20 protein-coding genes are annotated in these 20,480 nt (G+C 60.4%); 8 read left to right on the forward strand and 12 right to left on the reverse strand.

Annotation, left to right across the window (positions count from 1 at the left end; translation table 11 throughout):
- Positions 1-73: 73 nt before the first annotated feature.
- The 8 genes from OZ428_RS18980 to OZ428_RS19015 form a co-directional block, all read right to left on the reverse strand.
- Complete coding sequence (locus OZ428_RS18980) at positions 74-985, reverse strand: sugar kinase (RefSeq protein ID WP_269130893.1); 912 nt, start codon at positions 983-985, stop codon at positions 74-76.
- A 10-nt stretch (positions 986-995) separates the two neighbouring features.
- Positions 996-2,204: an amino acid deaminase gene (locus OZ428_RS18985; RefSeq protein ID WP_061448800.1), complete on the reverse strand. Its 1,209-nt coding sequence runs from the start codon at positions 2,202-2,204 to the stop codon at positions 996-998.
- A 9-nt stretch (positions 2,205-2,213) separates the two neighbouring features.
- Positions 2,214-2,978 carry an IclR family transcriptional regulator gene (locus tag OZ428_RS18990; protein WP_269130894.1) on the reverse strand — a complete coding sequence of 255 codons (765 nt, stop codon included), beginning with the start codon at positions 2,976-2,978 and terminating at the stop codon, positions 2,214-2,216.
- Between the two features lie 189 nt (positions 2,979-3,167).
- Entirely contained in the window at positions 3,168-3,554 is a 387-nt protein-coding gene (locus OZ428_RS18995; RefSeq protein WP_016976584.1) for a RidA family protein, read from the reverse strand.
- A gap of 15 nt (positions 3,555-3,569) precedes the next feature.
- Positions 3,570-4,352, reverse strand: coding sequence for an amino acid ABC transporter ATP-binding protein (locus OZ428_RS19000; protein ID WP_033902339.1), 783 nt, complete (start codon positions 4,350-4,352; stop codon positions 3,570-3,572).
- A complete protein-coding gene (locus tag OZ428_RS19005) occupies positions 4,349-5,011 on the reverse strand; it encodes an amino acid ABC transporter permease (RefSeq protein WP_016976586.1) in 663 nt (220 codons plus the stop codon). The genes OZ428_RS19000 and OZ428_RS19005 overlap by 4 nt, the downstream gene beginning before the upstream one ends.
- An 11-nt stretch (positions 5,012-5,022) precedes the next feature.
- Entirely contained in the window at positions 5,023-5,685 is a 663-nt protein-coding gene (locus OZ428_RS19010; RefSeq protein ID WP_269130895.1) for an amino acid ABC transporter permease, read from the reverse strand.
- A gap of 51 nt (positions 5,686-5,736) precedes the next feature.
- Positions 5,737-6,585, reverse strand: coding sequence for a transporter substrate-binding domain-containing protein (locus tag OZ428_RS19015; protein ID WP_016976587.1), 849 nt, complete (start codon positions 6,583-6,585; stop codon positions 5,737-5,739).
- 333 nt (positions 6,586-6,918) lie between these two features.
- Here OZ428_RS19015 and OZ428_RS19020 point away from each other — a divergent pair, with 333 nt between their 5' ends.
- The 3 genes from OZ428_RS19020 to OZ428_RS19030 all read left to right on the forward strand — a co-directional run bounded on the left by OZ428_RS19020 (position 6,919) and on the right by OZ428_RS19030 (position 8,736).
- Entirely contained in the window at positions 6,919-7,167 is a 249-nt protein-coding gene (locus OZ428_RS19020) for a hypothetical protein (RefSeq protein WP_033902336.1), read from the forward strand.
- Positions 7,168-7,242: 75 nt separating this feature from the next.
- A complete protein-coding gene (locus OZ428_RS19025) occupies positions 7,243-7,608 on the forward strand; it encodes a thioredoxin family protein (RefSeq protein ID WP_269130896.1) in 366 nt (121 codons plus the stop codon).
- A gap of 48 nt (positions 7,609-7,656) precedes the next feature.
- On the forward strand, positions 7,657-8,736 hold the full coding sequence (locus OZ428_RS19030) for a GGDEF domain-containing protein (protein ID WP_269130897.1): 1,080 nt from the start codon (positions 7,657-7,659) through the stop codon (positions 8,734-8,736).
- On the opposite strand, the gene OZ428_RS19035 is transcribed toward OZ428_RS19030, so the two are convergent.
- Complete coding sequence (locus OZ428_RS19035; RefSeq protein ID WP_269130898.1) at positions 8,717-10,273, reverse strand: TerC family protein; 1,557 nt, start codon at positions 10,271-10,273, stop codon at positions 8,717-8,719. The two genes, OZ428_RS19030 and OZ428_RS19035, sit on opposite strands and share 20 nt — an antisense overlap.
- 481 nt (positions 10,274-10,754) lie before the next feature.
- On the opposite strand from OZ428_RS19035, the gene OZ428_RS19040 reads away from it, so the two are divergent.
- Positions 10,755-11,762, forward strand: a complete 1,008-nt coding sequence (locus OZ428_RS19040) for a substrate-binding domain-containing protein (protein ID WP_033902333.1) — start codon at positions 10,755-10,757, stop codon at positions 11,760-11,762.
- A gap of 63 nt (positions 11,763-11,825) precedes the next feature.
- Complete coding sequence (locus tag OZ428_RS19045; protein WP_038846173.1) at positions 11,826-12,941, forward strand: MDR/zinc-dependent alcohol dehydrogenase-like family protein; 1,116 nt, start codon at positions 11,826-11,828, stop codon at positions 12,939-12,941.
- Here the strand turns inward: OZ428_RS19045 and OZ428_RS19050 are convergent.
- Positions 12,919-13,794 (reverse strand): LysR family transcriptional regulator, encoded by an 876-nt coding sequence (locus tag OZ428_RS19050; RefSeq protein ID WP_269130899.1) that lies wholly within the window; start codon positions 13,792-13,794, stop codon positions 12,919-12,921. The two genes, OZ428_RS19045 and OZ428_RS19050, sit on opposite strands and share 23 nt — an antisense overlap.
- A gap of 150 nt (positions 13,795-13,944) precedes the next feature.
- Here OZ428_RS19050 and OZ428_RS19055 point away from each other — a divergent pair, with 150 nt between their 5' ends.
- On the forward strand, positions 13,945-15,480 hold the full coding sequence (locus tag OZ428_RS19055) for an MFS transporter (protein ID WP_269130900.1): 1,536 nt from the start codon (positions 13,945-13,947) through the stop codon (positions 15,478-15,480).
- Positions 15,481-15,486: 6 nt separating this feature from the next.
- On the opposite strand, the gene sohB is transcribed toward OZ428_RS19055, so the two are convergent.
- Positions 15,487-16,512 carry a protease SohB gene (gene sohB, locus OZ428_RS19060; protein WP_269130901.1) on the reverse strand — a complete coding sequence of 342 codons (1,026 nt, stop codon included), beginning with the start codon at positions 16,510-16,512 and terminating at the stop codon, positions 15,487-15,489.
- A gap of 193 nt (positions 16,513-16,705) precedes the next feature.
- On the opposite strand from sohB, the gene OZ428_RS19065 reads away from it, so the two are divergent.
- A complete protein-coding gene (locus tag OZ428_RS19065; RefSeq protein WP_177111642.1) occupies positions 16,706-17,416 on the forward strand; it encodes a histidine phosphatase family protein in 711 nt (236 codons plus the stop codon).
- A 56-nt stretch (positions 17,417-17,472) separates the two neighbouring features.
- Positions 17,473-17,787 (forward strand): SCP2 sterol-binding domain-containing protein, encoded by a 315-nt coding sequence (locus OZ428_RS19070; RefSeq protein WP_048730219.1) that lies wholly within the window; start codon positions 17,473-17,475, stop codon positions 17,785-17,787.
- A 46-nt stretch (positions 17,788-17,833) separates the two neighbouring features.
- Here OZ428_RS19070 and OZ428_RS19075 read toward each other — a convergent pair whose 3' ends face one another.
- A complete protein-coding gene (locus tag OZ428_RS19075) occupies positions 17,834-20,467 on the reverse strand; it encodes an MGH1-like glycoside hydrolase domain-containing protein (RefSeq protein ID WP_269130902.1) in 2,634 nt (877 codons plus the stop codon).
- Positions 20,468-20,480 lie beyond the last annotated feature (13 nt).

The following is a 20,480-nucleotide window of genomic DNA, read 5'->3' on the forward strand; positions in this document are numbered from 1 at the left end:
GTGCCAAACCTACCTTTTGTGGTGAGCAGGCTTGCCCTGCGCGGGGCAAGCCCGCTCACCACAAGGGTTCGGTTTACACTTTGGAGATGAGTGCGCCAGGCACTTGGATGACCCGACTGGCCAGCCGATGACCAGCCAAAGCGGCTTCCTCTGGCGAACCGCCCTTGAGCCGCCCCGCCAAATACGCCGCACTGAACGAATCCCCCGCCGCTGTCGTGTCCACCACCTTTTCCACCTTCAGCGCCGGGACCGCAAAGTGCTCGCCGTTGCAACGGATCAGACATTCATCCGCCCCGCGCTTGAGCACCACTTCTTCAATCCCCGGATACGCCGCGAACACCTGCTCGCTGTCGGCATAACCAAACAACGCACGCTCGTCGTCCTCGGTCAGCAAGGCGATATCCACCTCGGCCAACACACGGTGATACGCCGCGCGCGCCGCGTCCACACTGGCCCACAGACGCGGCCGATAGTTGTTGTCGAACACCACCTTGCCCCCTCGCCGACGGGTCTCGACCAGGGTTTGCAGCAAACGCTCACGGCCGATATCACCCAACACCGCCAGGGTGATGCCGCTGAAATACACCACGTCGTAGTCCGGCAAAGCGGCCAGGATCGGCTCGGCGGCGGGCGTGGTGAAACAGTCACGCACGGCGGCTTCGTTGCGCCAGTAGAGGAATTTGCGTTCGCCATTGGCGTCGGTCTGGATGCAGTACAAACCCGGCAGGCGTCCGGGCAGGCGCTGGACCCTTTCCAGGCCCAGGCCTTCCTGTGCCCATTGCTGGCACATGGCATCGCTGAAGCTGTCATCGCCCAGGGCGGTGACGTAGTCGACGCTGCCGGTGTCGCCCAGTTCGCGGCGCAGGTACACCGCCGCATTTAAAGTGTCGCCGCCGAAGCTCTGGTGCAGGCTGCCGTCGGCGCGGTGTTGCAGTTCGATCATGCATTCGCCGATCAGGGCGATGCGTGGGGACAAGCGGGTCATGGCTTTACACTCAGAATCGGGTTTCCAGGGATTCGATCACCTGCAACTGCTCATCCACCAGGCATCCGACCTGCCACTTGTCGAACGTCAAACAAGGGTGGGATGTACCGAACGAAATGATGTCGCCAATACGCAACTCAACCCCCGGCGCCACGGTCATGAACGCATGCTGGTCCATCACCGCGGTGACCTTGCACGTGCCCACGTCATCACCTTCTGCCGGCAAAATACCGGCCTTGTAGCGTTTGAGCGGCACCGGCAAACCGGCGTCGTAGGCCACATCACGTTTGCCCAGGGCGATCACTGCAAAGCCCGGCTCGGGCAACGATTGCACATGAGCCCAGACTTCCAGCGCTGGGCGCAGGCCTTCGCTGAGGTCGCTGCGACGGTCGAGCACGCAGCATTGCGCCTCTTTGTAGATGCCGTGGTCATGAGCTACGTAGCTGCCAGGGCGCAATACGCTGAGGAAGCGGCCAGCAGCGTTCTGCTCTTCGAAAGACTCGGCAATCAGGTCATACCAGGCCGAACCCGACGCTGTGACGATGGGCTTGGGCAGGTCGAAAGAACCGTTGTTCTGCAGGTCTACCGCCAAGCGCACCAGGCTGGCGGCGAAATCGCGAATGCCGCTGATCGCGTGTTCGCCATGAATCACGCCTTCGTAGCCTTCGATCCCGGTGAGGGCCAGGGCCGGTTGGGCCTTGATCGCCTTGGCCAGGTCGCGCACTTCCTGCTCGCTGCGGCAGCCGCAACGACCGCCGACCACGCCGTATTCGATCATCACGTTCAGGCGCAGGCCACGGGCGGCGAAGAACAGGCCCAGGTCGGCGACGTTGTCCGGGTGATCGACCATGCAGTGGAAGTCGAAGTCCTTGTCGGCCAACAGGTCAGCAATCAACGCCATGTTCGGCGCGCCTACCAGTTGGTTGGCCATCAGCACGCGACGCACGCCACCGGCATAGGCGGCACGGGTCTGCACGGCATTGGCCAGGGTGATGCCCCAGGCGCCCGCTTCGATCTGGCGCTGAAACAGCGCCGGCATCATGCTGGTCTTGCCATGGGGCGCCAGCTGCGCGCCGCTGTTGCTGACGAAGTCCTGCATCCAGCGGATGTTGTGTGCCAGGGCGTCACGGTGCAGCACCAGGGCAGGCAGGCTGACGTCACGGACCAGGTGGGCCCCAACGGCGGCGGCGCCCTTTTCAACGGCATTGATGGCAGACATGGAAAACTCCTATTCGTTGATACGCCGGGCCAGGTTGTTGGCGCTGTCGATCAACACCCGGCGATAGTCGTTGTAGTTTTTTGTGGCATCGGCGCGTGGGGCGACGATGCACAGCGTCGCGATGCTGATGCCTTGCGCGTCCCGCACCGGGGCGGCAAAGCAATGGGTAAAGGTGTCGGCCACGCTGTCGAAGGAAAAGAAGCCATCGAGGGTGGCCTGACGGATTTGCGCCAGGAAGGTGTCCAGCGGCAGGCGCTGGCCGTCCGGAAGGATGAAGTCATCGTGATCGATCAGGTCGATGATCTGCTGGTCGCTCAAGTGCCCCAGCAACAGGCGCCCGGAGGCGGTCCACGGGATGGGAGCGTTTTCGCCGATGTCCGAAGAAATACGGAAATGCCGCTCGCCCTCACGCATCAGCGCCACCGTGTATTTGCGCCCGTTGAGCAGGCACATCTGCGCAGTTTCGTGGGTCTGGCTGACGATCTCCTGCAGGGCGTGATCGGCCTCGCGGGTCAGGTCGAAATGACGCAGGTGCGCCTGGCCGAGAAAATACAGCTGGCGGCCGAGGTAGACGTGACCGTCCTTGCCTACCGTTTCCAGGATGCGCCGCTCAAGCAGCGACGCCACCAGTTCATAGACGGTGGACTTGGGGCTGCCGATGCCGCTGGCAATATCATTCGGGCGCAGGGGCTGGCCGATTTCCTTGAGAAAATCGAGGATATCGAATGCACGGTCCAGGCCTTTGGCGCGGCGTTTGATGGTGTCTTCGGTCATGGCAGTTTCGGTCTCATAAATGCTCAAAGCGGGCGATCAACCTGTGGTGAGCGAGCTGTTGTGGTGAGCGAGCTTGCTCGCGCTGGGCTGCGAAGCGGCCCCAAAAAAAGCGGGAGCGCTGCGCACTCCAGCGGGGGACAAGCCCCCTCACCACAGGAAACCCATGCCTCACAAACAGGGCGATCATCTTTACTTCTTCTTGTACGCCACGCAATCGATCTCCACCTTGCAATCGACCATCATATTGGCCTGCACGCAAGCCCGCGCCGGGGCGTGTTCCGGGGTGAAGTACTCACCGAAGACCTTGTTGAAACTCCAGAAGTCCCGCGGGTCTTCCAGCCACACGCCGACGCGCACGACATCTTTCAATTCGTAACCGGCTTCTTCAAGGATCGCCACCACGTTGCGCATGGTCTGGCGGGTCTGTTCGATGATGCCCCCAGTGATGATTTCGCCGTCCACCGCAGGCACTTGGCCTGAGACGTACAACCAACCATCGGCTTCCACCGCACGGGCGAAAGGACGGGGTTGACCACCGCCGGCTGTGCTACCGGCACCGTAACGAGTAATGCTCATAAAAAAGGCTCCTGATTAAAAACGAATGTTCTTGAGAAATTCCGCCAGGCGCGGCGATTGCGGGCGTTCGAAGATGTCTTTCGAGGTGCCCTGCTCTTCAATGCGGCCCTGGTTCATGAAAACGATCTTGTCCGAGACTTCGTAGGCAAAGCGCATTTCGTGGGTGACCAGCAACATGGTCATGCCCTCTTCCGCCAGGCCCTTGATCACGCTGAGCACTTCGCCCACCAACTCCGGGTCGAGGGCCGAGGTGACTTCGTCGAACAGCATCAGGCTGGGGTTCATGGCAATGGCGCGAGCAATCGCTACACGCTGTTGCTGACCGCCGGACAGCTGACCGGGGAAGTGATTGCGACGTTCCAGAAGGCCGACGCGGTCCAGCCATTTTTCTGCCAGTGCGACGGCTTCGTCCTTGCCCATCTTCTTGACCTTGAGCAAGCCAAGGGTGACGTTCTGCAAGGCCGTCAGGTGCGGGAACAGGTTGAATTGCTGGAACGCCATGCCGGTCATCGCACGGTGCTGGGCAATCACCCGCTCGGGGTGGCGCACGCGCTTGCCGGCAATTTCGCTGTAGCCGATGGACTCGCCATCCAGGGTGATCTGCCCGCCCTGGAACTCTTCCAGCAGGTTGACGCAACGCAACAGTGTGGTCTTGCCCGAGCCGCTGGAGCCGATCAAGGTCACCACGTTGCCACGCTGCATGGACAGGTCAACGCCCTTGAGTACTTCCACTTGGCCGTATTGCTTACGCAGGCCACGAATGTTCAGCAGCGGTTGGTTGGTTTGAGATTGATTCATGGCAAGGCCACCCGCTTTTCAATGTAGCGCCCGAATAACTCGATGGCGTAGTTGATGACAAAGAACATAAAGCCTGCGAACAGGTAGAACTCCAGGGTCATGAAGGTGCGTGCGATCACCTGCTGGGTACTGAGCAGCAACTCGGCCACGCCGATCACCGACAGCAAGGTCGAGGCCTTGACGATTTCCGTGGAGGAGTTGACCCAGGTCGGCAAAATCTGGCGCAGCGCCTGGGGCAGCAGCACGTAGCCCAGGGACTGGTAGAACGTCAGGCCGATCGCCTTGCCCGCTTCCAGTTGCCCACGGGGAATGGCTTGCAGCGCGCCGCGCACGATCTCGGAGACGTGGGAGCCACAGAACAGCGTCAACCCGACCGCACCGGCCTGGAACGCGGTGATCTGCCACCCGAGCGCCGGCAGCATGTAGAAACACGCGAGTACCAGCACAAACACCGGCGTACCACGGATCAGGTCGACGTACAGGCGGAATGGCGCACGCATCCAGAACTTGCCGTAGGTCAGGATCAACCCCGCGACAATGCCGATCAGGGTGCCAAAGATAATCGCCAACGCAGACACATAAACGCTGGCTTGAAAGCCCGCCCAGAGGGTATCCCGGGCGATCCACAACTCATGCAGCCAGCTTGGGGACTCGTACATGAAAGCCCTCCTTAACGACGGATCGCCAGACGCTGTTCCAGGTAACGGAGCAGCATGGCAATGAGGTAACAGGCAGCCACGTAGAGCGCGGTCGTGACCAGCCAGGTTTCAATCACCCGGTAGCTTTCGACGTTGATCTTGCGGGCGTAGTAGGTCAGCTCCGGCACCGCGATGGCCGCAGCGAGGGAGGTATCCTTGAACAGCGAAATGAAGTTGTTCGACAGCGCGGGCAGTACGTTGCGCAGCATCACCGGCACGGTGATGTAGGCGCGGATACGCCACTCGCCCAGGCCGATGGCCAGCCCGGCTTCGCGCAAGCCCTTGGGAATGTTTAACAGCCCGGCGCGGAACACTTCGGTCAAGTAAGCACCGGCGTACAGCGACAAGGTGATGATAAACGACGGGATCTTGTCCAGACGGATCCCGAGGCTGGGCAATGCAAAGTAGATCAACAGGATCAACACAAGGATCGGCGTATTGCGCACCACCGTCACGTACACCGAGGCGAAGACCCGCAACGCACGGTGCTTGGACAGCATGGCAAACGCCATCATCAGGCCGATCACGCAGCCGATGGTGATCGACAGCAGCGCCAGCTCAAGGCCCAGGCCGAGCCCCGCCAGCAAGCTGGGGAAGTCGCGCCACACGGCGGCAAAGTTCAACTGATAGTTCATGGTCAGCAGTACCTGATTGGGGCGTCGTCAGCGACGCCCCAGGGTTTCGATTTACTTGAACTCAACCGGGAAGCCGATCGCAGGTTCCGGCAGGTCGACACCGAACCATTGCTTGAACGAGGCCTTGTAGGTCGGGAACTCCACACCGGTCATGGCTTCATGCAGCGCAGTGTTGACGAAGTTCAGCCAGTCCTGGTCGCCACGCTTGACGGCGCACGCGTAGGTCTGCGGGCTCCAGGCGTACGTCGGGCTGCGGTAGCGGCCTGGGTTCTGCACCATCAGGTATTTGACCGAGGACTGGTCGGTGGCAGCGGCATCGGCGCGACCGGAGTTCACGGCCTGGTACATCAGGTCGACGCTGTCGTACTGGTCGACCTTGGCCTTGGGCAGCGCCTGGTGCACCAGTTCTTCGGCATACACGTTCTGCAGCACGGCCACGGTGACGCCGTCGCCGGCGGCCTGCAGGTCTTCAATCTCTTTGTACTTGCTGTTGTTCGGCAGCAGCAGGCCCACGCCTTCGCGGTAGTACGGCAGGGTGAAGGCGACCTGCTGGGCACGGCTGGCGGTGACGGTAATGAACTGGCAACTCATGTCGACCTTGTTGGTCAGCAGGTTGGGAATCCGTGCGTCAGACGACTGCACCACGAACTCGACTTTGCTCGGGTCATTGAACAAACCCTTGGCCACGATGCGGCCGATGTCGATATCAAACCCCTGCAACTTGCCATCCGCTCCCTGGAAGTGCCACGGCGCATTGGTACTGCCTGTACCCACGATGAGGTGCCCACGTTTGAGCACATCATCGAGCTTGCTGTCCGCCGCCTGCACGATGCTGGCGAGGGAAGCCGATGCGGCGAAGAGAAAAACACACGCTTTAAACACGGAAGGTCGGTGATGCATGACAAGCACTCCAGGAGTTGTGTATTCCGCTATACCGGAACCTAGTATGTAACAACGGAATAGACAGCAGAAAGTGTGCCACACGCGGTAACAGAAAAAAACGATATGGATAAATTTGTGTTAAATCAGATAGATAAAAGATTATGTGGAGTAAGGCGTTGAGCCAGCACCTGAAATCACTTTGCTACCCAAGGCCCCACACAGCGGTGACAGGCCCCACTTGCGTGCGCCACAAAGGCGTTACCGCGCACCGTTGCAGTGCGTCTGGCGCGTGGAAAAATCCCCACGCTGGGCTAGCCTTGGCACATTCATTCCGACAAGGACTCCGCCCTGATGAAGTTGCGCCTCACCCTGGTTTTGCTCTCCTTTCTGGTGGCTGGCAGCGCATTGGCCAGTAACGACCGCCGCGAGTGCAAGGAAGAACTGCGCAAGCTCAACGCAGCCCTGAGCACCAATTACACCAGCCAGAATCATCATGGCTATCGCCAGGCAAAGGCTTCGAGGGACAACCTTGAATACAAGAAATGCGCAAGCCAGGCGCGCAAGGCACGGGAACGCCTGGAGCGCGATAGCGACCTGTGAAGGTTGACAGTAGACGGAAGGGAATTCGCGACTTAGCGTTGGCACTCACGGAAAATCCGCAGGAGAGCGATTGCCATGGGACTTGCCAACGCAACGATTGCCAACGCCGAGGAATACCAGCGTGTATTGAATACGCGACGCGCGGTGTTCCTACTTTACGTTTCAGCCCACTGCCCAGCGTGCACCAGCGCAGTGCCATTATTTGAAATGATCGCCGCCAAATACCCTAGCGTGGTCAGCCTGGTGATTGATTGTGCAGAGACCGTAAGAAATCCAGAGGTCACAGGCACCCCGACAGGACTGATCATCGTCAATGGGGAATTAAAGGAAAAGCTAAAGGGTTTCGGCCCACCCGAGCATCAAGCCCAGCTGGTGGAGAACCTGTTCAAGCGCTATGCCAAGCGACGCCGCCCCGTCAAACCCGCCCTTGCACGTCGCTGACCACGGGCTACGCTGCTGAGTGCCGTCTCAGCCGAACCAGGGTCAGCAATGTTCAAGACCATTGAAGCCGAAGTCCTGAAGAAACACCCCTCACCCGCCCTGCAACGTGAGTTCGCCCAGCATGATTTCGAGCGACTCAAGCCTTTCTGCCTGCTGATCTACATCGCGAGCATCTGCATCTGGCTGGTGTTCGACCTGATCGTCAGCTTTCCGGGCGGCCAGGGTTTTACCGGGCTTTCGATGCTCTTTCTCGCGCTGCTGACCATCAACACCATTACCTTGGGATTTACCCGCGACGCCCAGCACTTCCAGTGGATCAACCTTATATTCGTCGCGATCATCGCCCTCGGCACCCGCCTGCTGATCGAAGGTTTGCCGATGGACCTGCACCCCAGCTGGTTGATCCTGGCCGCTTCGAGCATCCTCTATAGCGCATCGGTGCTACCGCTCAAGCATTGGTCGTTCGTCACGACAATGCTGATCACCTGGGCATTGCTCAACCCGTTTCACCTGGCCCAGCTCTCGTTGCTGGAAGTGCGTGGCGCCCTGGTGACCTTCTATTCGGTGTTCCTGACCTTCCTGACGCTCTACAGCTTCCTGAAACTGCGCCAGGCCAAGCTGCATAACTTCATCATGTCCAAACTGCTACTGGAACAGGCCTACCTCGACACCCTTACCGAAATCCCCAACCGCCGCGCTTTCATGACCAGCGCCGGGAAAAAGCTCAGCCAACAGCCCAAGGCGCACGATCACTACCTGGCGATGATCGACATCGACAACTTCAAGAAAGTGAATGATGTGTATGGCCACGACATCGGCGATGACGTCCTCAAGCGCGTGGCCCAGGACATCAAGACGGTCATGGTCGACTTCGATTACGCCCGGCTGGGCGGCGAAGAGTTCGGGATCTACTTGGCAGGCGTGCGCCGCGAGGATGCGGCGCACTTGGCGAACCTGCTCTGTGCCCGAGTGCGTGAGAAAGCGACCCAGCACCCGGTGACCATCAGCATCGGCCTGGCCCGGGTGGAGGACGGCGAAACCCTGAACCAGGCACTGATCAAGGCGGACCAGGCGTTGTACGTATCAAAGCACTCGGGCAAGGACCGCTTTACGTTTCACGCACCATAGACACCTGGGTCACGCGCCGCTCCTCGACGGCCGCCACACTCAGGCGCCAGCCTTCATGCACCAGACTGTCGCCCACCACGGGCAGGCGGTCCAGCAGGCTCATGACCAGGCCGGCCAAGGTCTGGTAATCGTCGGTCGCAACCGCGTTGAAACCCGTGCGCTGACGCACCTGATTGAGGTTCAGCGCACCATTGGCGCGAAAACCTGCGCCCTCTTCGACGATATCCGGCCCCTCGATCTCGCTGGCGTCCGGCAGTTCACCGGCGATGGACTCGAGAATGTCGGTCATGCTCAACACACCCATGAAGTCACCGAATTCGTTGATCACGAACGCGATGTGGGTAGATTCCTGACGCATCTGCTCCAGGGCGTTGAGCACCGAAAAGCTGTCCAGCAGGTTGATCGCGCGACGCGCCAAGTACTCCAGGTTCGGCTCATTACCGGCCAGGTATTCCTTGAGCAGCTCTTTCTTGTGCACGAAGCCCAGCGGCTCATCGACCGCGCCGTTGCGGATCAACGGCAGTCGCGAGTAGGACGAATGCATCAGTTTCAGGCGAATACTCTCGGGATCGTCCGCCAGGTCGATGCAGTCGACCTTGGCCCGTGGTGTCATCAGCGTGCGGATCGGCCGTTCGGCCAGTTGCAGCACGCCACTGATCATCACACGCTCACGTCGATCAAACACCGGGCCTTGCGCTGCATCCGGCTCGCCCAACAGGTCGGCAACCTCATCGCTCACCTCCTCCACCGCCAGACTCCGACCACCCAGCAAGCGCATCACCGCATGAGCCGTGCGCTCACGCACCGGCAACACCCCTTGCGCCGACTTCTTGCGGCGGGCCCGTGCGATCTGGTTGAACAATTCGATGAGGATCGAGAAGCCAATCGCCGCGTACAGGTAGCCTTTCGGGATATGGAAGCCCAGGCCTTCGGCGGTCAGGGCGAAACCGATCATCATCAAGAAGCCCAGGCACAACATGATCACCGTCGGGTGCGCATTGACGAAGCGGGTCAATGGCTTGCTCGCCACGATCATCACGCCGATGGACACGATCACCGCGATCATCATCACCGCCAGTTCATCCACCATGCCCACGGCGGTAATCACCGCGTCCAGGGAGAACACCGCATCGAGCACCACGATCTGCGCCACGATCGGCCAGAACATCGCGTAGGCGGCATTGCCTGTGCGCTGGGCCACGTGGCCTTCGAGGCGTTCGTGCAATTCCATGGTGGCCTTGAACAACAGGAACACACCACCGAACAGCATGATCAGGTCACGGCCCGAGAAGCTCTTGTCGAACACCTCGAACAGCGGCTGGGTCAGGGTTACCAGCCAGGAAATACTCGCCAACAGGCCCAGGCGCATCAGCAATGCCAGGGACAGGCCAATCAACCGCGCACGGTCACGCTGCTCCGGCGGCAACTTGTCCGCCAGGATCGCGATAAACACCAGGTTGTCGATGCCCAGTACCAGTTCCAGCACAATCAAGGTCAACAGGCCGAGCCAGGCCGTTGGATCCGCTAACCATTCCATTTATTAAGTCTCTTCAGTCATCGATTTTCAGAATGCCGGACACGGCAAGGCGCGGTCAGTGGACCGGTACAAGGTTAGCAGTCGGAATACGGGGTGCTTCAGAGGGAACAGCGGCAGCGGTTGTCTTGGGGAAAGACGACTGGGAGGCTCCGAGAGGGTGTTCATGCAAATCCTGCGATGACAAAAGGACTTGAATCGTACAGCCGAAACAGAAAATTCCCACAACGCAAAACTATTACAAGATCTGTAACTGTTGCCAGACCTTCACGATCATATGATCACCTGTTGAAATTTATATCATGCAAACAACAACAAAATGCGTGCCATAAATCGTCACTCTATTCATTAAAACCCATAAAACACGCTATTTAAGCATTTTTAGCAAAAGCGTTTGACTGATCAGATTTTCATTTGATAAACATATGATCAGTGCAAGGCAATGAATGACCGACTGACTACAACAATAAATGGGGTGCTCATCATGAAACTTGGTACGACCTTCGCCGCCGCTGCGGCCCTCTCCCTCCTCGCCAGCAGCATCGCCCTGGCCGCCGACGGCAAGACCTACAAGGTCGGCGCGGCGGTCTACGGCCTCAAGGGCCAATTCATGCAGAACTGGGTGCGCGAGCTCAAGGAGCACCCTGCCGTCAAAGATGGCACCGTGCAGCTCACGGTGTTCGATGGCAACTACGACGCGCTGACCCAGAACAACCAGATTGAAAACATGGTGACCCAGCACTACGACGCCATCCTGTTCGTGCCCATCGACACCAAGGCCGGCGTGGGCACCGTCAAGCAAGCCATGAGCAACGACGTGGTGGTCATCGCCTCCAATACGAAAGTAGCCGATGCCTCCGTGCCTTATGTCGGCAATGACGACGTGGAAGGCGGCCGCCTGCAGGCCCAGGCCATGGTCGACAAGCTCAACGGCAAGGGCAATGTGGTGATCATCCAGGGGCCGATTGGCCAGTCGGCACAGATCGACCGCGAAAAAGGCGAGCTGGAAGTGCTGGGCAAGCACCCGGACATCAAGATCATCGAGAAAAAAACCGCCAACTGGGACCGCGCCCAAGCCCTGACACTGACCGAGGACTGGCTGAACGCCCACCCCAAAGGCATCAACGGCGTGATCGCACAAAACGACGACATGGCCCTCGGCGCCGTGCAAGCGCTCAAGTCCCACGGACTGACTTCCAAGGATGTGCCAGTCACCTCCATCGACGGCATGCCGGACGCGATCCAGGCGGCGAAAAAAGACGAAGTCACCACCTTCCTGCAAGACGCCCAGGCCCAGTCCCAAGGTGCCCTGGATGTGGCCCTGCGCGCATTGGCCGGCAGCGACTACAAGCCGCAATCGGTGATCTGGGAGCGCTACGCCAAAGACGTGAAATGGGGTGACGGCACCGCCAAAAACTACATCCTGCCCTGGGTGCCGGTCACCAACGCCAACGCCGACGCGCTGTACAAACAAGTCAGCGGCGCCAAGTAAGCCCTGCCGGATTATCGCTCCCCGCGCGGGAGCGATACGTTCATCTTTGTTGTGAGGCCAGCCATGTCCACCGTCACCGAACGCCCGCAAGAACAACTGTCCCCGATCATTCCGAAAACCATGCAGGCCGTGGTCTGCCATGGCCCGGAAGACTACCGGCTGGAAACCGTCGACGTGCCTACGCCCGGCCCCGAGGAAATCCTCACCAAGGTCGAGCTGTGCGGCATCTGCATGGGCGACATCAAGACCTATCGCGGCGCGCCCTCGTTCTGGGGTGATGCCGAGCAACCGCGCTACGTAAAGCCGCCAATGATCCCCGGCCATGAGTTCGTCTGCCGTGTGGTCGCCCTCGGCCCAGGCGCGGAAAAACGCGGCGTGAAGATTGGCGACCGGGTCATTTCCGAGCAGATCGTGCCGTGCTGGGGCTGCCGCTTCTGCAACCACGGCCAGTACTGGATGTGCCAGAAACACGACCTGTATGGGTTCCAGAACAATGTGCAGGGCGCCATGGCTCAGTACATGATTTTCACCAAGGAAGGCATCATCCATAAAGTGCCGGATTCCATCGCCCCCGACGAAGCCATCCTGATCGAACCGCTGGCCTGCTCGCTGCACGCCGCCGAACGCGCCAACGTGGATTTCGATGATGTGGTGGTGGTCGCCGGCGCCGGCACACTGGGCCTGGGCATCATCGGCGCGGTGCGCATGCGCAACCCGAAAAAGCTCATCGTGCTGGACATGAAGCCCGAACGCACCGCCCTCGCCCTGCGCATGGGCGCCGACGAGGTGTGGAACCCCGCCGAAGTCGACGTGCTGGCCAAGATCCGTGAAATCACCGACGGCTACGGTTGCGACATCTACATCGAAGCCACCGGTCATCACAAGGCGGTCAACCAGGGCCTGGCGATGCTGCGCAAGCTGGGGCGTTTCGTCGAGTTCAGCGTGTTCAATGACGAGGCCACGGTGGATTGGTCGATCATTGGCGACCGCAAGGAGCTGGATGTACTCGGCTCGCACCTGGGGCCCTACATGTACCCGCGCGCCATCGACTTTATCGGCAACCGCAAGATCGACATGCGCGACGTGGTCACCCACAAGTTCGCCCTGGCGGATTTCAAGGAAGCCTTTGCCGTGATGGAACGCGGCGACAAATCCCTCAAGGTTGTGCTTGAGCCCTGACCTGCTGGATGTACCGCACCACCGCCGGCGCTTTTTCGAAGCGCCGGTGAATCAACGACAGCCAGGACGACGCGTCACTGCCCTGGATCGTGCGATACACCACGCCCGGCAAGCTGGCATGCCCCACCACCGACGCCGGCACCACGGCCACGCCCTGCCCCAATGACACCAATGCGACCACCGCCACCAAACCTCCGGGTTGCGGCCCCAGGCGCGGCGCAAAACTGCCTTGGGCGGCTACATGCAGCGTGCCGCTGATCTGTTCCGGCAGGATGAAGGTTTCGTTTTGCAAATGCTCACAGTGGATGGCTTTCAACCCCAGCAGCCACGAATCCTGCGGCAGCGCCAGCACAAAGCCTTCACTGTCGAGGCGTAGCGCTTCCACACTCTCCGGCAAGGTCATCGGTGAGCGGATATAGCCGATATCGCAGCGCCCGTCCGCAACCGCACCCGGCAACGTGGCCATGGCGCATTCGCGTACGTTCACGCTGACATCGGGAAACGCCTGGCAAAACCCGCGCATCTGCCGCTGCAGCACCCCGGAATACACCGCCGATGCCACATAGCCCAGCTCAATGTGGCCGATCTCACCACGCCCGGCGCGCTGGGCATTGCGCTGGGCGAACTCGAACTGACGCACCGTCGCCTCCGCCTCGATCAACAACGCAGCACCCGCCTCGGTGAGGCTGACTTCGCGTTGCTGACGGATAAACAGGCGTGTGCCCAGGCTGGTTTCCATGTCCTGGATCTGTCGACTCAACGTCGGCGGCGCAATCCCCAATTGTTCGGCAGCGCGGGTGAAATTGCGCTGCCGGGCGACGGCCAGGAAGTAGCGAAAGTGGCGGATGTCCATTGCTGGATTAGCTCAAAGGTAATGAAGTGGTTCCGCCTGGCTAACAAGGACTTTGGGCAGCGCGGATATGCTGGAGCAACTAGAACAGTAGAGAGCCCTTGCGATGTCCGTCAACTGCATTTTCCGTGTTGCCTTTGAGGTAATTCAATCATGAGCCGGGTCAGCCCACGCCTTACCTTGCTGACAGCCTCCGGCGTCTGCTCGCTGATTGTGCTCGACACCAATATCGTCGCCGTGACCCTGCCGAGCATTGCTCGCGACCTGGGGGCAAACTTTGCCGACATCGAGTGGGTGGTCAGCGCCTATATGCTGGCGTTTGCCACCTTACTACTACCGGCGGGCAGTATCGCCGACCGCTTCGGGCGCAAGAAAACCCTGATCTGGGGCTTGGGCATTTTCATCCTCGCCTCCCTGGGTTGTGGTGCAGCGCCCACTGCGCTGTTGCTGGATATCGCTCGCGCCATCAAAGGCGTGGGCGCGGCACTGTTGCTGACGTCAGCCCTGGCATCCATCGGCCACACCTTCCACGATGAAGCGGAACGGGCCAAAGCCTGGGCCTTCTGGGGCGCGTGCATGGGCGTGGCGATGACTGCCGCTCCTACCCTCGGCGGCCTTATTACCCAGTATTTGGGCTGGCGCTGGATCTTCTACCTCAACCTGCCAGTGGGCCTGGCGCTGATGAGCCTGGTGCTGCGCGCCATTCCGGAATCCCGCGATACCCAGTCCGCACGGCTCGATCCCTGGGGCAGCCTGGCGTTCAGCGCGAGCCTGTTGTGCCTGATCTGGGGGTTGATCGAGGCCAATCGGATTGGCTGGGATAACCGGCTGACTTATGCGCGGCTGATCGGCGGCGCGGCATTGCTGGGCGTGTTCGTACTGGTTGAACGCCTGCAGCAGCGGCCCATGGTCGACCTGCAATTGTTTCGCCACCCACGCTTTATCGGCGCGCTGCTGGGCATGTTTGCCTACGCCGGTTGCGCTCAGGTGATGATGACGTTGCTGCCGTTCTACCTGCAAAACGGCTTGGGTTTCTCCGCGATTGCCTCGGGCCTGGGCATGCTGCCGTTTGCCTTGACCATGCTGGCCTGCCCACGCATTGGCGCACGCCTGGCCGAACGATTTACGCCCGCGACAATGATGGCCGCCGGATTGACCCTGGTAGGTTGCGGTAATTTGCTGAGTGCCTGGGCGGTCAATCTGGGCGGCTACCTGCCCTTTGCCCTGGCCATTGCCGTGACGGGCGCCGGTGCGGGCCTGCTCAATGGTGATACGCAGAAAAACATCATGGCCTGCGTGCCTCGGGACCGTGCAGGGATGGCTTCCGGCATGAGCACCACCATGCGTTTCAGCGCGATCATGTTGGCGATTGGCGTGTATGGGGCGTTGCTGAGCAGCCACAGCGAACAGCTGCTGAGTGCAAGCATCGACACGCAATGGCAGGCGCACGTGAACGGGATTGCTTCACGCGTGGTGGCCGGGGATATGCCGGCGGCGATGGGATTGCTACCGGAGTCGGCGCGAGAGGCGGTGCGGCCGTTGGCACGGCAGGCGTTTGTGGGCGGGTTCAGTGGTGTGCTGTGGGTCGCGGGGTTGTTGGGCTTGCTGGGGGCTCTAGTCGTAGGGACGTTGATGAGAAACCCAATACCAGCGGTGCAACAGGCCTCCAGGAAACCTGCACACCGCTGATCAGCCTTACCAGAACCGCTGCTGGGTCAACCGGCTCCACCAGGTCAACAGCACGCGGTCCACCGAGCCACTGGCGGCCAGGCCAACCCGCTCCTGCAAGCTCTTGCGCTCGGCATAGTGCAGGTGGAACACCTCGGCGGTCTTGGCCTTGGTGGCCAGGTATTCGTCGCTGGTTTGCAGCTCATCGACCAGTTGCTTGTCGAGGGCTGCAACACCCAGCCACACTTCTCCAGTCGCGACATCATCAATCGCCAGCTGCGGGCGGTAACGCGAGACGAAGTTCTTGAACAACTGGTGAGTGATGTCCAGGTCTTCCTGGAACTTCTCGCGGCCCTTCTCGGTGTTTTCGCCAAACACGGTGAGGGTGCGTTTGTACTCACCGGCGGTCAGCACTTCAAAGTCGATGTCGTGTTTTTTCAGCAGGCGGTTCACGTTAGGCAGCTGTGCGACCACGCCGATGGAACCGAGGATGGCAAACGGTGCGCTGATGATCTTCTCGCCAATGCACGCCATCATGTAGCCGCCGCTGGCCGCGACCTTGTCGATGCACACGGTCAAGGGCACGCCCGCCTGGCGGATACGCGCCAGTTGCGACGAGGCCAGGCCGTAGCTGTGGACCATGCCGCCGCCGCTTTCCAGACGCAGTACCACCTCATCCTTCGGTGTGGCCAGGCTCAGCAAGGCGGTGATTTCATGACGCAAGCTTTCAGTGGCCGAGGCCTTGATGTCGCCATCAAAATCCAGCACGAACACCCGTGGCTTGGCCTCGGCTTTCTGCTTGCCTTTCTTCTTTTCAGCCTTGCCTTCGGACTTGCGCAGGGCCTTGAGCTGATCCTTGTCGAGCAAGGTCGATTCCAGGCGCTCACGCAGACCCTTGTAGAAGTCATTGAGTTTACTGACCTGCAATTGGCCGGCGGATTTGCGACGGCCTTTGCTGCGCAGCGACGCAAAGCTGATCAGTACCACCAGAATAGCGACCACCAGGGTGACGGTCTTCGCCAGAAAGCTCGCGTATTCGGCCAAAAAATCCATGGTTCTCCTTACAAGTGCAGTGCGCCAGGCGCGGATTGACCAAGCATACCGGCGGGGCTTGCCGGGAGCCAGTGCTCAAACCGCCACCAAGCGCCCTCTAACGAGCTTTTAAAACAAGCGTATGTTTTTTCATTGACAGCTCGCAGGCATCCTCATAACCTCGCCAGACTTTCAACGTACCGGGAAAACGGACGTGGGCAGCATCTATCTGATTCGACATGGCCAGGCCTCCTTCGGTGCAGACGACTATGACGTCCTGTCGCCCGTCGGCGTGGAACAGGCACAGGTACTCGGCCGCCACCTGGCGGAAATGGGCCTGGTGTTCGACCGCTGCGTGGCCGGCGACCTGCGCCGCCAGCAGCACACTGCCACCGCTGCGTTCGATCAGTACAGCGCCCTGGGCCTGCCGGTACCGGCACTGGAAACCGACAGCGCCTTCAACGAATTCGATGCCGACGCAATCATCCGCGCCCTGCTCCCCGACCTGCTCACCACCGAACCCGAAGCCCTGGAGATCCTGCGCAACGCCGCGCAGAACCGCAGCGAATTCCAGCGAATTTTCGCCCTGATCATCGAGCGCTGGCTGGCCGGCACCTACGACCCGCCAGGGCTGGAAAGCTGGCTGGGCTTTGTGGAACGTGTCCAGGGTGGCCTGCAACGTATTCTTGAAGCGGCGGACAACGCGCAGAAAATCGCTGTGTTCACCTCCGGCGGCACCATCACCGCCCTGCTCCACCTGATTACCCGGATGCCTGCCGCGCAAGCGTTCGAACTGAACTGGCAAATTGTTAACACCTCGCTCAACCAGCTGAAATTCCGCGGTCGCGAGGTGGCACTGGCTTCCTTCAACAGTCATGCCCACTTGCAACTGTTGAAGGCGCCGCAGCTCATCACGTTCCGATGAGCTGCGGCCAACCGTGACCCCAAGGTCACTGGACTCTACCCTAAAGGATCGAAACCATGACTGACGTAGCCAAAGCTGTAGAAGCAATGAAAGCCAAATTCAACCCAGCCGCCGCCGACGGCCTGGACCTGGTGTTCGGTTTCCGCATCGACGACACCCAGAACTTCTCGCTGGTGGTAAAAAACAACACCTGCGAACTGCTGGAAGGCGAAAACCCAGACGCCCAGGTCACCCTGGTGATGGACGGCGACACCATGAAAGGCATCGTCGACGGTTCCACTGACGGCATGCAGGCCTTCATGGGCGGCAAGCTGCGCACCGAAGGCGACATGATGCTGGCGATGAAGCTGAGCGAACTGTTCCCGGCTTGATTCACGGGCAACCCTGAATCCGATCCCGCCTTTACAGGCGGGATTTTTAGTTGGGCTGTAGCAACAACGCCGCCAACGCACTCCACCCCGTCTGATGTGAAGCCCCCAACCCGCGCCCGGTCTCGCCATGAAAATACTCATGGAATAACACCAGATCGCGACTCTCCGGGTCAGCCTCCAGCTGCGCATACCCGGCCATCGACGGCCGCAGGCCATTCTCATCGCGTAGAAATAACCGGGTCAGGCGCTGACTGAGGCTGTCAGCCACTTCCTCCAGAGATGACAGATAACCACTGCCCGTCGGGTACTCCACCGAGAAGTTATCGGCGTAATAGCGGTGAAATTCGCGCAACGATTCGATCAGCATGTAGTTCACCGGCATCCACAACGGCCCGCGCCAGTTGGAGTTGCCGCCGTACAGCCGCGAGTCGGATTCGCCCGGCTGGTAACTCGCACACAGGGTATTGCCGTTCATCTTCAACGCCAGCGGTTGTTCGGCGAACGCCTTGGACAAGGAGCGCACGCCAAATGCCGACAGGAACTCATTGTCATCCAACATGCGTCGCAACAGGTCCTTGGTGCGTTCGCCACGCAGCAACGCCAGCAACAGGCGATTACCCTGCCCAGGTTCGTTCCAGCGCGAGACCAGTTTGGCCAGGTCCGGACGGTGCTTCATGAAGCCCAGCAAACGCTCGCGCAACCCTTCCAGACTTTCATGCTCGCGCTGCTCCAGCACCAGCACGGCAAACAGCGGCATCAGCCCGACGATAGAGCGCAGGCGCACCGGCTCGTTCTGGCCATCGGGGCGGTGCAGCACATCGTAGAAGAACAGGTCCTGCTCATCCCACAGGCCTTCGGCGCCGTCGTCGACGCGGTTGATGGCGCCGGCGATATACAGGAAGTGCTCGAAGAACTTCACCGCGATATCGACGTACACCGCGTTGCGCTTGGCCAGCTCCAGGGCGATGCGCATCAAGTCCAGCGCATACGCCGCAACCCACGCCGTGCCGTCGGCCTGATCCAGCTGGTAACCCGGTGGCAACGCGGCCGAGCGGTCGAACAAGGCGATATTGTCCAGCCCGAGGAAGCCGCCCTGGAACAGATTGCGCCCCTCGGCATCCTTACGATTGACCCACCAGGAAAAATTCAACAGCAGCTTGTGAAAAATCCGCTCCAGGAAATCCATATCACCGACGCCGGTCAGCGCCTTGTCCTGCTGATAGACGCGCCAACTGGCCCAGGCATGCACCGGCGGGTTGGCGTCGTCGAAGCGCCATTCGTAGGCCGGCAACTGGCCGTTGGGGTGCATGAAGCGGTCTTTCACCAGCAGCAACAGTTGCTGCTTGGCATAGCCCGGATCGATCAATGCCATGGCCACTGCCTGGAAGCCTTGGTCCCATGAGGCGTACCACGGGTATTCCCAGGTGTCGGGCATGGAAAGGATGTCGAAATTCGACAAGTGCCGCCAATGGGTATTGCGGATATGCAGGCGTTCGGGCGGCGGCGCGGGTTGTGCCGGGTCGCCGTCGAGCCACTGGTTCACATCGAAATAGTAAAGCTGCTTGGACCACAGCAACCCGGCCAGGGCCTGACGCTGCACATTGCGCGCGTCCTCATCGGCGATACCGTGTTGCAAGGCGGCGTAGAAGTCATCGGCCTCTTGGCGGCGTTGCTCGAACAGCTTGCGGGCGTAGACTGGCGGCGCGTCGACCGGCGCAAAACGCAGGTAGAGGGTTTTGCTTTCCAGGCCTGCCAGGTCGAGGATGAAACGCGCGGCGACTTTAGTCCCGCTGTCGCGTCGAATCGCAGCCTGGTCACCGCCGACTACGTAATCATTGATTCCGTCCTTGAACGGCCCCGGCACCGCCTGCCCATCCAGCCGGGGGATATTGGTTTCATTCTCGCAGAACAACCACTCCATCCCGTCCTGGCCCCAGGCGCTGAGATGGCGATCCGTCAATTCATGATGACGCGCCAGCACGTGCTCGCCGTCCAGCGTCAACTGCGGCTTGGGTGCGTCGAAGGTCCAGCTCCAGTCATTGCGCGCCCACAGGTGGGGCAACACCTGCACACGCGTTGGCTGGTCAGAACGGTTGTGTACGGTGACACGCATGAAGATATCGTCGGGCTGATGCTTGGCATATTCGACGCTGACATCGCAGTAGCGGTTGTCTTCGAACACGCCGGTATCGAGGATCTCGTACTCGGCATCCGCCAGGCCACGGCGGGCGTTTTCGCTGATCAGGTCGACGTAGGGAAAGGCGGCATGGGGGTATTTGTAGAGCATGCGCATATAGGCATGACTTGGGACGCCGTCGACGAAAAAGTACAGTTCCTTGACGTCTTCACCGTGGTTGCCCTCGGCATTGTTGAGGCCGAACAGGCGCTCCTTGAGGATCGCGTCACACTCATTCCACAGGGCCAGGCCCAGGCACCAGCGTTGCGCCTTGTCGCTGAAACCCGCCAAACCATCCTCGCCCCAACGATAGGCGCGGCTGCGCGCGTGTTCATGGGGGAAGTAGGTCCAGGCGTCGCCATCGGCGCTGTAGTCTTCGCGCACCGTGCCCCATTGGCGTTCACTCAGATAAGGGCCCCACTCGCGCCAACGCTCGGCATCCTGCTGCGCCAGGCGTTGGCCTTCGAGGGTTGCACGTATTCGGTTGTTGGGTGTGGCCGTCATCGGGTCCTCCATC

Origin of the sequence: Pseudomonas sp. GXZC (assembly GCF_026967615.1) — a bacterium.
GTDB classification, from domain to species: Bacteria; Pseudomonadota; Gammaproteobacteria; order Pseudomonadales; family Pseudomonadaceae; genus Aquipseudomonas; species Aquipseudomonas azotoformans_A.